Raw genomic sequence first — 13,766 nt, 5'->3', positions numbered from 1 at the left:
GAAAGAATATCGTGGTCAGCTGTGCTGAGGTACGGCGAACCAACTTGGATTCAAACCCCAAGCCCCTTCAATTAAGGATGCTGAGATGGAACAGAAGAATATCAAGATCAACCAGATCGATGTGGCCAACGACAAGCCGTTCGTCCTGTTTGGTGGCATGAACGTGCTGGAGTCCCGCGACATGGCGATGGCGGTGTGCGAGAAGTACGTGGAAGTGACCACCAAGCTTGGCATCCCCTTCGTGTTCAAGGCGAGCTGGGACAAGGCCAACCGTTCCTCCATCCACTCCTACCGGGGCCCGGGTCTGGAAGAGGGGATGAAGATCTTCCAGGAGCTCAAGGCGACCTTCGGCATGCCGGTCATCTCCGATCTGCATGAGGTGCATCAGGCCAAGCCGGTCGCCGAGGTGGTAGACGTGATCCAGCTGCCCGCCTTCCTGGCGCGCCAGACCGATCTGGTGGAGGCCATGGCCCGTACCGGCAACGTCATCAACATCAAGAAGCCGCAGTTCCTGAGCCCAAGCCAGATGAAGAACATCACCGACAAGTTCGAGGAGTGCGGCAACGATCGCCTGATCCTGTGCGAGCGGGGTGCCAACTTCGGTTACGACAACCTGGTGGTGGACATGCTGGGTCTGGGCGTGATGAAGAAGAGCACCGGCGGTTATCCGGTGATCTTCGACGTGACCCACTCCCTGCAGTGCCGCGATCCGCTGGGGGCCGCCTCCGGTGGTCGTCGGGATCAGGTGACCGAGCTGGCCCGTGCCGGCATGGCGGTCGGCCTGGCCGGCCTGTTTATCGAGTCACATCCGGATCCGAAAGTGGCCCGTTGCGACGGCCCGAGCGCCCTGCCGCTGGACAAGCTGGAAGGCTTCCTGAAGCAGATGAAGGCGATCGACGATCTCATCAAAGGCTTCGAGCCGCTGGATACCTCCGCCTGATATAGGAGGCGGATCGCTTGCCGAAAAATGCCCCGCCACGCGGGGCATTTTTTATGTCCGCTATGTTCTCATTAAGGTCTTAAATAAATCACCGACCAACTATATCATGGTTGCTGTGGTGTTAATGATGTTAAATATGTTGTGTGATTGATGTCGCTAAATTGATTCTTATAACGTGTGAAAGTGCTGCCGTTGGAATGGCGAAATAGCATGAACCGGGTGAAATAGGGTTATATTTCGCCGCGGATCACTGCACAGTTTTTTTGCCATCGCCCATGTCAATTAATTAACAGGACGTTGAGCATGCACAAGAAAATATTAAGCAGCCTCTATTTTCAGGTGATATTGGCCATCACCATAGGGGTATTACTGGGGCACTTCTATCCAAGCCTTGGCGCCGATATGAAACCGCTCGGTGATGGTTTTGTGAAATTAATCAAGATGATCATTGCCCCCGTGATTTTCTGCACAGTCGTGACCGGCATCGCGGGGATGGAGAGCATGAAGGCGGTGGGCAAGACAGGCGCCATTGCGCTTATCTATTTTGAGGTGGTCAGCACCCTGGCACTGGTCATCGGCCTGTGCGTGGTGAACCTGCTGCAACCGGGGGTGGGCATGAACGTGGACCCGACCACCCTGGATGCCAGCGCCATCTCTGTCTACACCGAGCAGGCCAAATCACAGGGCATCATCGCCTTCCTGCTCGACGTGATCCCGGGCAGCGTGATCGGCGCCTTTGCCAGCGGCAATATTCTGCAGGTGTTGTTGTTTGCGGTGCTGTTTGGCTTCTCCCTGCATCATATCGGCGAGAAGGGAAAACTCATCTTCAATATGGTGGACAGTTTCTCCCAGGTTATTTTCGGCATCATCAACATGATCATGAAGTTGGCGCCGGTTGGGGCATTTGGCGCCATGGCCTTCACCATCGGAAAATATGGCATCGGCTCGCTGGTTCAGCTCGGACAATTAATCGCCAGCTTCTATCTGACCTGTCTGCTGTTTATTTTCCTGGTGCTTGGCAGCATCGCCAAGGCCAATGGTTTCAGCATCCTGCGCTTTATTTCCTATATCAAGGAAGAGCTGCTAATCGTGCTGGGAACCTCCTCTTCCGAATCCGTCTTGCCGCGCATGCTGGTCAAGATGGAGGCGCTCGGCTGCAAGAAATCCGTGGTGGGTCTGGTGATCCCGACCGGTTACTCCTTCAACCTGGACGGCACTTCCATCTACCTGACCATGGCCGCTGTTTTCATCGCCCAGGCGACCAACACGCCGCTTGACCTGTTCCATCAGATCACCCTGCTGGTGGTGTTGCTCATCTCCTCCAAGGGGGCGGCAGGGGTGACCGGCAGCGGCTTTATCGTGCTGGCAGCGACTATCTCGGCGGTGGGGCACCTGCCGCTCGCCGGGCTGGCGCTGATCCTGGGGATAGATCGCTTCATGTCGGAGGCCCGCGCCCTGACCAACCTCATCGGCAACGGGGTCGCGACCCTGGTGGTGGCCCGCTACTGCGATCAGCTCGACGAGCAGCAGATGCACGAGGTGCTCGCCAAGCCGGCCGCCGTGCAGCGCGTCGATCAACATGGCTAAGTGCCGAAGGCCTTGCATCAGTGCAGTGACGAGAGATAGTCACCCATAAAAAAACGGCCCGAGAGGGCCGTTTTTCGTGGAAGCTGTTATCGCCGGGCGAATTACAGGCTCTTGGTGAAGGTGCGGGTGATCACGTCACGCTGCTGTTCCGGGGTCAGGGCGTTGAAACGCACGGCGTAGCCGGAGACACGGATGGTGAGCTGCGGATACTTCTCCGGATTGGCGATGGCCTCTTCCAGGGTCTCACGGCTCAGCACGTTGACGTTCAGGTGTTGACCACCCTCGACCACCGGCTCGGTTTGTACCGGCAGTTCGCGATATTCGAACTGGCCCAGATCGGACAGCGCCACTTCCTGGTCGGCGGCGAAGCTGTCGCCCTTGGCGCAGATGCAACGAGCCTGTTGCTTCTCTTCGTCCAGCAGCCAGAAAGAGTTCAGCAGTGCGGCGTTGTTGGACTGGGTGATTTGGATGCCCTTGATCATGGTATGACTCCTCATAGGAAAGCGGGTTCAATGGTAAGGACATCTCCCCGATGTTGTTTAACTACCTCGCTCGCGGAGCAGTTAAAGGGGGCTTGCCTTACACCTTTACTTCGTTGGGGTCATATATACCACGATGGTAATAATACGAAAATTGATCCAAATCAAAAAGTGCGCACATAGCGCGTGGCTCAAGATATTAAATTATTGAGTTTAATCAAAATTCTCTCATTTTTATGATTTTGTAAGATATATGAATTATGCATTTTATATTTATCAAATCTAGTAATTTAACTACATCTTTAGGTCTTTTAGGTTTCCGAGATCCCTGCCCACACCGACTGGGCGCAGAGCAAAACCGGATCCGGCTGGAATACAGGGGCAGGTATGGCGCCAGAGGTATCGGTAAAAAGAATAAATAAATGACTAAAGCATCGTTTTATCAGATGGTCGCAGAGAGGAAAGCGCGCTTGTCACCGGCCTCGCCTGGGAAGAGATGGCTGAGCCACGGTTGCGTCCGATGGCCTTGGCCCCTATTCTGGGCGCCTCGTTGCTTCGCGCGCAGCACAGCGGTGCGCCGATGGGCGAATGCGGGTGAAGCAAACGGCGAGAAGAGAGATGGGTATTTTTTGAGGAGAGTGGTGTGGTGACCTGGACTGATGTACCTGATGCGGAGAAAGCGGTGGAAGGGCAAGGAGCGCAGGACTCTCATTCTACGCCTTCGGCTAAGGAGATTGAGATGCGGACCTGGACTGACGTGATTGGATCGGAGAAAGAGCAGGACTATTTCAAGGCAACCCTGGCGACCGTCAGGAGTGAGCGGGAAGCGGGCAAGGTGATCTATCCCCCCGCCACCGAGGTGTTCAATGCCTTCAAGCTGACCGAACTGGATCAGATCAAGGTGGTGATCCTGGGGCAAGACCCCTATCACGGCCCGAACCAGGCCCATGGCCTCTGCTTCTCCGTCCTGCCCGGGGTGCGCACGCCTCCCTCTCTGGTCAACATCTATAAGGAGATGCAGCGGGACCTGCCGGGCTTCGTCACCCCCAGCCACGGCTTCCTGGAATCCTGGGCCAAACAGGGGGTGCTGCTGCTCAATACCGTGCTGACGGTGCAGGCGGGCATGGCTCACTCCCATGCGCATCTGGGCTGGGAGGCCTTCACCGACAGGGTCATCGAGCAGATCAACGCCAGCTGCCAGGGGGTCGTCTTCCTGTTGTGGGGCGCCCATGCCCAGAAGAAGGGGCGTTTCATCGACCGCCAGCGCCACCACGTGCTGAGTGCTCCCCATCCCAGCCCGCTCTCCGCCCATCGCGGCTTCATCGGCTGTGGTCACTTCTCCGAGAGCAACCGCCTGCTGGCCCAGCAGGGCATGACCCCCATCGACTGGCTCTCGGTCTGCGAATTGCCGGTCAAGACCAGCCTGATCTGACCCCCACAGTGCGAGCCCGAGAGGGCTCGCACTGTTTCTGGTCGCCTGTGTCGTTGGCAGGAGGCGGCAATTTCGGTCATTTGAAGGAAGGTGCATGAGCCGGGATTGTCTGCGCCAGATTTGATTGAGTGCAAAGTTAGCGCAATAAATGACCGTATACTCGAGGTAGGATCTTTCTCAAATCAGTGCAAGGAGTGCCCATGTTATCCAGTCTGCATAAGGACCACCTCAACATCGCCAAGCTGCTGCAATTGCTCAAGAGCAAGCTTGCCGCCATCCGCAGCGAGCAGCGGATCAGCTACTTCCTGATCCGGGACGTGGTGGATTACCTGCGGGAGATCTCCGACAAGTACCACCATCCCAAGGAGGACCTCATCTATGACTACTACCTGAAATACCGGGTGGTGGAGGGGGAGGTGGCGAACCGGTTGCACGAGGAGCATGCCCGTCTGCTGGAAGCGGGCACCGAGCTCAAGGAGATGGTGGAGATGATACTGATGGATGCGGTCATTCCGCTTGAGCAGTTCACCGCTAAGCTCGAGCAGTTCATCGATCAGCAGGAGGCGCACATGAACTATGAAGAGGGGGTGATCTTCCCCCATCTGCGCGATTCCCTGACCGAGGACGACTGGCGTCAGCTCGAACAGCTCTGGCAGAACAGGGCCATCAGCGATCCCCTGTTCGGAATAGAGGTGAGCCAGCACTTCCAGGCGCTGGCCAAGCAGCTGTCGTTGCCGCACACGCCCTGATTACCAGCCCTCCAACAAAACGCCCCGGCTTGAGCGGGGCGTTTTAGTTTATCGAACCTGTATGTCGGCGGCTCGCTGCCGGAGGGCCTGCCGCGCTACAGTTGCAGCTCGTCGGAGCCTTCGTAGGCGATGTCGATGGATTGCAGCTCCTTCTGCAGGCGATGCTTGTCTTTGAGTGCCTCAATCTCGCGCCATTTACGTTTCTTGCCCGTAGTCCCGCGGCTACGTGGACCCAGCTCAACGACCTCGTCAAAATCGAAGTTGAATATGTCCATGACTCCCTCCTTGGTTTTATGGTTTTCACCACCCGTATAACACGATGCACTTGAAAATAAAACGTTTTTGTGACGAGGTTGTGACAATTGGGGGGGGGCATAAAAAAACCGGGCTTCCCTCACGGGAGCCCGGTTTTTATCGGGGTCGGCAGCCTGTCAGAGACTGCCGGTCAGCGTATCGCCAGATGCCTTCGTTTAGAGGCGACTGGCCAGCATGGTTTCCAGCTTGCCCTGATCGACGGCGAACATGCGGATGCCTTCGGCCAGCTTCTCGACCGCCATGGCGTCCTGGTTCAGCTCCCAGCGGAACTCGGCTTCGCTCATCGGGGCCGGTTTGGCCTTGCGCTCGCCGGTGTAGTTCAGCTTGCGCACCACGGCGCCTTCGCTCTTGCTCAGCTCTTCCAGCAGGGCAGGGCCAATGGTCAGGCGATCGCAACCGGCCAGCTCCAGGATCTCGCCGGTGTTGCGGAAGCTCGCCCCCATCACCACTGTCTGATAGTCGTGCTGCTTGTAGTAGTCGTAGATGGCGGTAACGGAGACCACGCCCGGATCTTCGCTCGCGGTGTAGTCACGGTTGTGCTTGGCCTTGTACCAGTCGAGGATGCGGCCCACGAAGGGGGAGATCAGGAAGGCGCCGGCCTCGGCACAGGCGCGGGCCTGGGCGAAGGAGAACAGCAGGGTCAGGTTGCACTGAATGCCTTCTTTCTCCAGCACCTCGGCGGCACGGATCCCTTCCCAGGTGGAGGCCAGCTTGATCAGGATGCGATCGTTGGTGATGCCGGCTTCGTTGTAGAGACGGATCAGCTTGCGCGCCTTGGCGATGCTGGCGTCGGTATCGAAGGAGAGACGGGCATCCACCTCGGTGGAGATGCGGCCCGGAACGATTTTCAGCACTTCCAGACCGATGTTGACCGCCAGCTTGTCGCCGGCGTCGATGATTTGCTGTGCCTTGTCCTGGCTCTGGGCCTTGGCCCAGCTGATGGCGTCGTCGATCAGCGCCGCGTATTCGGGGATCTCGGATGCCTTCAACACCAGGGAAGGGTTGGTGGTGGCATCGATGGGCTGGTAGCGCTTGATGGCTTCGATGTCACCGGTATCGGCAACAACGGTGGTCAGGGCTTTCAGCTGGGTTAATTTATCGGCCATAGCAAATATCATCTCTTTATGAGGGAGCAATCCCAAGGGTTGCGGGCGTGAGAGGACAGTTCTGAAATAAAATTACAAGATCCCGGCGACTCAGGCTCAGAAAATCAGGATGGGAGCGGCCCATCACCATTGCCTGCCTAATTAATACGGATGTGGTGCATCCTGCAATAGGGGGGCTTGTATACGAATCATCCAGCCCTCGGCGGCAACGGGCGGAAGAGGGTAAAAGTATTTGATAAAGAAAGACTTTTATTGATTACTTGCGATCCGGCTCCGGCCTGAATAAAAGCAACTTTTTTAGTTGATTCTCCATTGTGTGCGATGGGTCACATAAATAGTCTCGTCAGCTACTTGAAATTTTATTACGTGTAAAACGTTTTGCGTCCTGAGCCTCGTGGCTGGCGAAATCCGAAGCAAACGCTTGTCTCCGTGCCCACTCCTTTTTCGCCTTCTTCACCACGGTGATAAAAACCCAAAATGGTTTTCTATTGAATCTTATTTGTCAATTGATTGATAATTCATCAACTTTTGTTGAAACTTTGCGTGCTAAATGAAGATTAATTGCATCAAATCGCTCGTTTTTTGTCTCTTCGGCAAGGTTAGTCACTATTATGAGCCCCCTCGCTATGCTAGATTTCGCCCCTTTAGCGCATTGCTAATTCGGAAACGGACAGAGAGCGGCCAGCGCAGACTGGCCATGGATGTGATAACAACGAGAGAATTATGGACACCTTGATCGCAATGATTAACGACCTGATGTGGGGAGCTGTGCTCATTTACCTGCTGATTGGGGTCGGTATCTTTTTCACCTTCCGCCTGGGGTTTATCCAGGTCCGCCACTTCGGCCACATGTTCTCGGTATTGCGCAATAGCCGCAAATCCGACAAGGCCGGCATCTCCTCCTTCCAGGCCCTGTGCACCAGTCTGGCTGCCCGGGTCGGCACCGGCAACCTGGCCGGTGTGGCCGTCGCCATCTACCTCGGTGGCCCTGGCGCCATCTTCTGGATGTGGCTGATCGCCTTCATCGGCATGGCCACCGCCTTCGTGGAAAGCACCCTGGCCCAGCTCTACAAGGTCAAGGACGAGGACGGCAACTACCGAGGCGGCCCGGCCTATTACATGGAGCGCGGTCTCGGCATGCGCTGGATGGGGGTGGTGTTCTCCCTCTGTCTGCTGCTGGCCTTCGGTCTGGTGTTCAACGCGGTACAGGCCAACTCCATCAGTCTGGCCATGAAAGTTGCCTTCGGCATCCCCGACTGGGCCAGCGGCCTGGCGCTGGTGACCCTCTCCGGCCTCATCATCTTCGGCGGTATTCGCGGCATCGCCCGTTTCGCCGAGGTGGTGGTGCCCTTCATGGCGCTGGCCTACATCCTGATGGCGCTGTTCGTGGTCGCCATGAACATCAGCGAGTTGCCAGGGGTGTTCACTCTGATCATCAAGTCCGCCTTCGGTATCGAGCAGGCTGGCTCCGGTGCCATGGGTTACGCCATCTCCCAGGCGATGATCAACGGCATCAAGCGCGGTCTGTTCTCCAACGAGGCGGGCATGGGCTCGGCGCCGAACGCCGCCGCTACTGCCACCCCCTATCCGCCGCACCCGGCCTCCCAGGGCTATGTGCAGATGCTGGGGGTGTTTCTGGATACCATCGTCATCTGCAGCTGTACCGCCGCCATTATCCTGATGTCTGGCCAGTTTGAACCGGGCTCAGGGGTGACCGGGGTCGAGTTGACTCAGCGTGCGCTCTCCTCCCAGATCGGTGGTGGTGGCAACATCTTCATCGCGGCGGCGATCTTCTTCTTCGCCTTCACCTCCATCGTCGCGAACTACTCCTACGCCGAGACCAACCTGGTGTTCCTGGAACACAACCACAAAGGCGGTCTGATGCTGTTCCGTATGTTCGTGCTGGGCATGGTGATGTTCGGTTCTGTGGGCGAGCTGCCTACCGTGTGGGCGCTGGCGGATGTCTCCATGGGGATGATGGCCATCGTCAACCTGGTGGCCATGCTGCTGCTCTCCGGCGTCGCCATCAAGCTGGCCAAGGATTACAACGACCAGCTCAAGCTGGGCCGGGTACCCACCTTCGATGCCAACAAGTACCCCGAGCTGCGCAGTCAGCTCGAAGAGGGGATCTGGGACAACCCGCCCAAGAGCAAGCAGGCGTAAGCGCCGCGCTCGACGAGTGGATAGGCCAAGAGGGGAACCGCAGGTTCCCCTCTCTCATTGGTGGGGTGGGGACGCGGCAAGCGGTGGGACTTCACCTGGACTTCACACAGCCTCATCGCCAGCACATGGAGACGGGCTATGCTGGCGTCACTTCTTCGTCGCGAGTGCGGCAATCCAGACAGACAAGAGGATAAAACGATGCAACAACGACAGGGAATGAACTGGTTGGCGATGACGACGCTGCTGTGGGCCGGCCTGACGCAAGCCGGCAGCGAGCCCGCGGGGCTGCGCCAACTGGTGGATGAGACCATCAAGCCGGTGATGGCACAGCATCGGATCCCGGGGATGGCAGTCGCCCTGCTCAAGGATGGTGAGGCTCACTATTTCCACTACGGCCTGGCCAATCGGGAAACGGGTGCCAAGGTCGATGATCAGACCCTGTTCGAGATAGGCTCGGTCAGCAAGACCCTGACCGCGACCCTGGGGGCCTATGCCGTGGCCGAGGGGCATCTTGGCCTCGGTGACAGGGTGAGTCAGCACAATCCCGCCCTCAAGGGCAGCGCCTTTGACCAGGTCACCATGGGGCAGCTCGCCACCTACAGCGCCGGTGGCTTGCCGCTGCAGTTCCCGGATGAGGTGGATAGCGCCGACAAGATGCAGGCTTACTACCGCACGTGGTCACCCGCCTATCCGGCCGGTACCCATCGCCAGTATTCGAATCCGAGTATTGGCCTGTTCGGCCATCTGGCGGCGCGCAGCCGGGGGGAGTCTTTCGAACAGATGATGGAGCAGACCCTGCTGCCCAAGCTCGGCCTGCAACACACATACCTCAGCGTGCCTGCGAGCGCCATGGGCCACTATGCCTACGGCTATGACAAGAGTGACAAGCCCATCAGGGTCAACCCCGGCATGCTGGCCGCCGAGGCGTACGGCATCAAAACCTCTGCGCCGGATCTGCTCGCCTTTGTCGAGGCAAATATGGTCGAGGCGAATATGACCACACCAAAGGATGCGAAGCTTGCGGCGGCGATCGCGCTGACCCACACCGGTACCTATTCGGTAGGGCCTATGACCCAGGGGCTGGGCTGGGAGATGTATGAGTATCCCACCCCTCTCGCGACCCTGCTGAGCGGCAACAGCACCGACATGGCGCTCAACCCCCAGAAGGTGACTCCCCTGAGCAACCCTGCCCCGGCCAAGGCCAGCACCCTGTTTAACAAGACGGGCTCGACCAATGGCTTCGGGGCTTATGTCCTCTTCGTGCCAGCCAGGGGGATCGGCATCGTCATGCTGGCCAATCGCAACTACCCCAATGCGGCCCGCATCGAGGCGGCACACCGGATACTGCAGCAGTTGGATCGTTGATACAGGCCTGAGCCGTGTTGCTGCGCTGTCAGCCAGTATCGTTGATGAGGTGAAGGGGGGAGCCATTGGCTCCCCTTTTTGTTGGTGCCGAGCGCTCGTGGTCTCTCCGCAATCCGCCGCGATGAGGGTCAGTTTCCAGAATGGAATGTGCAGATCGCCTTCTGTTCACTAGGGCGGCGCTGGCCCGGCCAATATAGTGCTCCCGTCAGCAGACCTCATCTTTGCTGCGCAATGGCCGTCCAGGCCATTGCGACTGCGTCAGCCCGCCACGGAGTATCCATGCGAACCTTTCTGCTCTGCAGTTTTCTGATGATCATCCTCTATCCGGTCGGGGTCGATCTCTATCTGGTCGCCATCCCCCAGATAGCCAGCAGCCTGAGGGCCAGCGAGGCCCAGATCCACACCGCGTTTTCCCTTTACCTGTTTGGCATGGCGGCCACCGTGCTGCTGGGGGGACTGATCGCCGATCGTCACGGCCGTCGCCCCGTGGTATTGGGTGGCGCCCTGATCTTCGCCATCGCGTCGCTGGCGGCGGCCGATGCCGGCCAGATAAACCAGTTCTATCTGGGCCGTTTTGGCCAGGGGATCGGAGCCGGTGCACTCTACATCATGACCTTTGCCGTGTTGCGGGATGTGCTGAGCCAGGAGCGGCTGGCGATGGCGTTGTCGATGATCAATGGGGTCATCTGCGTGATCCCGGTGCTGGCGCCGGTGATCGGTTATCTCATTCTCTCCCGCTACCATTGGCAGGGGATCTTCATCACCATGGCACTGATTGCGACCTGCAGCGGCCTGGTCAACCTGCTGTTGCTCGAGGAGACGCGCCCACCCGCCAGCGGGCAGCGGCTCTCCTTCGCCTTGTTGGGTTCCCGCCGGTTCATGTTGCTTTCCCTGCAGACCAGCGCCAGCGTCACCGCCATCCTGGTCTATGTCAGCGTGTCGCCCCTGATCCTGATGCAAGAGCTTGGCTTCAGCGCCGAGCACTACTCCCTCTGCATGATGGTGATGGCGGCCGTCAGCATGATCACATCGTTCCTGACACCGCTGCTGCTGCGCCGCCATGGCAAGCAACGGGTACTGGCCGGTGCCCACCTGGCCTATCTGCTGGCGGCGCTGGCGTTGTTCAGGGCCTGGCAAGGGGGAGGGAACATGCCGCTGCTGATGCTGGGGTTCGCTCTGGTGTGCATCGGTTTCTCCTGTGGCTTCGGGGTGGCGATGGGGGCGGTGCTGGACGGTTGCCAGCATAACGTCGCCTTTGCCAGTGCGCTGCTCTGCATCATGCAGATCAGTCTCTCCGGCCTCTTCATCTGGCTGGCGGGCTGGCTCGGGGTCAAGCCGGTGGTGATGCTGCTCTGTGCGCTGCTGTTGACCCTGCTCAGTTACCTGGCCGCCAGGAGGCTGTTACCATGGCCGACTGCTCGAGTAGTCGAGTCCAAGTGAACCGGGGAAGAGAGTCATGCGTCGTCTGAGTGAACTCGATCTGAATCTGCTGGTGGTCTTCAAGCACCTGATGCAGACGCGCAGCGTGGCGGGGGCGGCGCAGAAGCTGTGCGTCACCCCCTCGACGGTGAGCAAGGCGCTGGCCAAGCTGCGGGACTGGTTTGACGACCCACTGTTCATCAGGGTCCGGCAGGGATTGCAGCCCACCCAGCTTTCCCTGACCCTGGAGGAGGAGCTCAAGGCCTGGTTCCAGCTGACCGACAGCATCGTTGCCCTCAACAGCGAGGCCATCCCCGATGGCGCCCGTTTCAACCTGGTACTGGAGTCCCCCTTCTACATCAGCTTCCTGAGCGAGCTGCCCATGACGATCTACCAGAAGTACCCCCATTCCGTGGTCAAGGTGCTGGATTGGGATCACCACTCCCTCAACGACATCGTCAATGGTGATGCGGATCTTGGTTTCTGTGCCCGGGAGACCCATGGCCGCTCGCGGGCCAAGGTGAACCGGCTACCCTATTACCTCGACCATGAGGTGCTCTTCACCGATAGGCCCGTGGTCTTCCTGCGGCGGGATCATCCCTTGCTCGCCCAGCGCTGGTCGCTGGACAATTTTCTGGCCTGCCCCCAGGTCAGCATGGTGTGGGAGGCCAGTGACAGTTGGGCGCTCGACAGCCTGCTGGAAGATGAGGGGCTGTGTCGGCAGGTGCCCATCATGGTCGCCAGCTTCGAGCAGGCGCTGCACATCGCCTCCCAGACCAGTCATGAGCTGATTGCAGTCGCGCCCTCCTATTGCGCCGATTATGCCGCCAGGCACCATGCCAACCTGATCGCCATGCCATTGCCGCTGACCGAGGCGCTCTATCAACAACTGGAGATCGCTTTCATCTTGCTGTGGCATAAACGCCATAACCACGATGCCAAGGTGATGTGGCTGCGCAATGAGATCAGAAGGCTCTATGGCGAGGCATCGATGGGGACATATCGGGCGGAGCATCAGCCATGACGACGGGCGTTCGTCAGGTGTAGTGGCCGGGAAGGGGCAGGCCGGGGGCCTTGAGCAAAGCGGGGGGAGTCGAGGCCAGAGGATAGCTGGCCTCGTGCGGCATCAGCCGTATTGTTCTTCCATCCAGGCTTCGACGATGAGCTGAGCGGAGACCCCGTCCACGCTGCCCTTGTCCAGCGCCCTGTAGCCGCCGCGCTCGAACAGCCGGGCGCGGGCATCCGTGGTGGTGAGCCGCTCATCCTTGAACTCCACCGGCTTGCCGAAGCGGCCGTGCAGGCGGTTGCCAAACTTGCGGGCCCGCACCGTGATCTCCTGATCGGTGCCGTCCATGTTGAGCGGCAGGCCCACCACCAGCAGATCCGGCTGCCACTCCTTGAGCAGCTTCTCTATCTCGTCCCAGTTGGGGATGCCGTCGTTGGCCTTGAGGGAACGAAGGGGACTGGCCGTGCCGGTGAGCTCCTGACCGATGGCGACGCCGATACTCTTGGTGCCGTAGTCAAAGCCCATGATGCTGCGTGATGACATGAAAGTCCTTGAAACTGGGATACATGAAAAGGAGCCCTGACTTCCCTTTGCCACTGGGGACAAAGGGAAATGCAAGACGACTTGGGGTCTTAGCTATGCCCCACCTGGCTGGAGAGATGCAGGGGGTTGACGCCGATACTGGCGGCGGCCTGCTGCCAGCGCTGATGGATAGGTGTGTCGAATACCAGCTTGGCATTGGGCGGGATCACCAGCCAGGCGCCGTCCACCAGCTCCTGCTCGAGCTGACCCGCGCTCCAGCCTGCGTAGCCGAGCGCCACCAGCCAGTGACTCGGCGCCTCATCGGTGCCGAGCGTCTCCAGGATGTCCTTGGAGGTGGTGACCATCATCTCGTCGCTCACCTGCAGGGTGGAGTTGAAGCCGGGGCGGAAGCTGTGCAGCACGAAACCGCGATCCCCGTGGACGGGTCCGCCTTGCAGCACGGGCTGCTTCATCTCGGCCGTGTCGGGCGGGCTCAGGTTGAGCTTGGTCAGCATCTCATCCAGCGCCATGTCGACCGGGATATTGACCACCAACCCCATGGCGCCCTCGCTGCTGTGTTCACACAGATAGACCAGGGAGCGTTCGAAGTAGGCGTCAGAGAGGCTCGGCATGGCGAGCAGAAAATGGTTTTGCAGTGTTTGCATAGTGGCCAAATAGTGCAA

13 protein-coding genes are annotated in these 13,766 nt (G+C 58.9%); 8 read left to right on the top strand and 5 right to left on the bottom strand.

Translation table 11 applies throughout. From position 1 onward, the window contains the following. Positions 1-85 precede the first annotated feature (85 nt). Positions 86-940 (top strand): 3-deoxy-8-phosphooctulonate synthase, encoded by an 855-nt coding sequence (gene kdsA / locus MM194_RS06195; protein WP_033131045.1) that lies wholly within the window; start codon positions 86-88, stop codon positions 938-940. Between the two features lie 303 nt (positions 941-1,243). Then, positions 1,244-2,527, top strand: coding sequence for a dicarboxylate/amino acid:cation symporter (locus MM194_RS06190; RefSeq protein ID WP_033131046.1), 1,284 nt, complete (start codon positions 1,244-1,246; stop codon positions 2,525-2,527). 101 nt (positions 2,528-2,628) lie between these two features. Here MM194_RS06190 and grcA read toward each other — a convergent pair whose 3' ends face one another. Further along, the gene (grcA, locus tag MM194_RS06185; protein ID WP_033131047.1) at positions 2,629-3,009 is read right to left on the bottom strand and encodes an autonomous glycyl radical cofactor GrcA; all 381 of its coding nucleotides are present in this window, start codon (positions 3,007-3,009) and stop codon (positions 2,629-2,631) included. Positions 3,010-3,745: 736 nt separating this feature from the next. Between grcA and ung the strand changes: the two genes are divergently transcribed. Then, positions 3,746-4,438 carry a uracil-DNA glycosylase gene (gene ung / locus MM194_RS06180; RefSeq protein ID WP_241343046.1) on the top strand — a complete coding sequence of 231 codons (693 nt, stop codon included), beginning with the start codon at positions 3,746-3,748 and terminating at the stop codon, positions 4,436-4,438. Between the two features lie 200 nt (positions 4,439-4,638). Further along, complete coding sequence (locus tag MM194_RS06175; protein ID WP_033131049.1) at positions 4,639-5,187, top strand: hemerythrin domain-containing protein; 549 nt, start codon at positions 4,639-4,641, stop codon at positions 5,185-5,187. A 95-nt stretch (positions 5,188-5,282) separates the two neighbouring features. Here MM194_RS06175 and MM194_RS06170 read toward each other — a convergent pair whose 3' ends face one another. Both MM194_RS06170 and tal read right to left on the bottom strand, forming a co-directional pair. Further along, positions 5,283-5,462 (bottom strand): DUF3545 family protein, encoded by a 180-nt coding sequence (locus tag MM194_RS06170; protein WP_033131050.1) that lies wholly within the window; start codon positions 5,460-5,462, stop codon positions 5,283-5,285. A gap of 195 nt (positions 5,463-5,657) precedes the next feature. After that, entirely contained in the window at positions 5,658-6,608 is a 951-nt protein-coding gene (gene tal, locus MM194_RS06165) for a transaldolase (protein WP_241343045.1), read from the bottom strand. Between the two features lie 723 nt (positions 6,609-7,331). Here tal and MM194_RS06160 point away from each other — a divergent pair. The 4 genes from MM194_RS06160 to yidZ all read left to right on the top strand — a co-directional run bounded on the left by MM194_RS06160 (position 7,332) and on the right by yidZ (position 12,579). After that, the gene (locus MM194_RS06160) at positions 7,332-8,771 is read left to right on the top strand and encodes a sodium:alanine symporter family protein (RefSeq protein WP_241343044.1); all 1,440 of its coding nucleotides are present in this window, start codon (positions 7,332-7,334) and stop codon (positions 8,769-8,771) included. Between the two features lie 198 nt (positions 8,772-8,969). Further along, positions 8,970-10,136, top strand: a complete 1,167-nt coding sequence (ampC, locus tag MM194_RS06155) for a class C beta-lactamase (protein WP_241343043.1) — start codon at positions 8,970-8,972, stop codon at positions 10,134-10,136. A 279-nt stretch (positions 10,137-10,415) separates the two neighbouring features. Continuing rightward, positions 10,416-11,576, top strand: a complete 1,161-nt coding sequence (locus tag MM194_RS06150; protein ID WP_241343042.1) for an MdtL family multidrug efflux MFS transporter — start codon at positions 10,416-10,418, stop codon at positions 11,574-11,576. Between the two features lie 16 nt (positions 11,577-11,592). After that, on the top strand, positions 11,593-12,579 hold the full coding sequence (gene yidZ, locus MM194_RS06145; protein ID WP_033131055.1) for an HTH-type transcriptional regulator YidZ: 987 nt from the start codon (positions 11,593-11,595) through the stop codon (positions 12,577-12,579). Between the two features lie 102 nt (positions 12,580-12,681). Here yidZ and ruvX read toward each other — a convergent pair whose 3' ends face one another. Together ruvX and MM194_RS06135 are read right to left on the bottom strand one after the other, a co-directional pair. Continuing rightward, a complete protein-coding gene (gene ruvX / locus MM194_RS06140; RefSeq protein ID WP_033131056.1) occupies positions 12,682-13,104 on the bottom strand; it encodes a Holliday junction resolvase RuvX in 423 nt (140 codons plus the stop codon). 89 nt (positions 13,105-13,193) lie between these two features. Beyond that, positions 13,194-13,748: a YqgE/AlgH family protein gene (locus MM194_RS06135; RefSeq protein ID WP_033131057.1), complete on the bottom strand. Its 555-nt coding sequence runs from the start codon at positions 13,746-13,748 to the stop codon at positions 13,194-13,196. Between the last annotated feature and the right edge of the window lie 18 nt (positions 13,749-13,766).

The sequence above is a fragment of the Aeromonas sp. MR16 genome, from assembly GCF_022549315.1.
In the GTDB taxonomy this organism is placed as follows: Bacteria; Pseudomonadota; Gammaproteobacteria; order Enterobacterales; family Aeromonadaceae; genus Aeromonas; species Aeromonas aquatica.
Note: the sequence above shows the minus strand (reverse complement) of the source record. Positions and strands in the feature narration are given on the sequence as shown.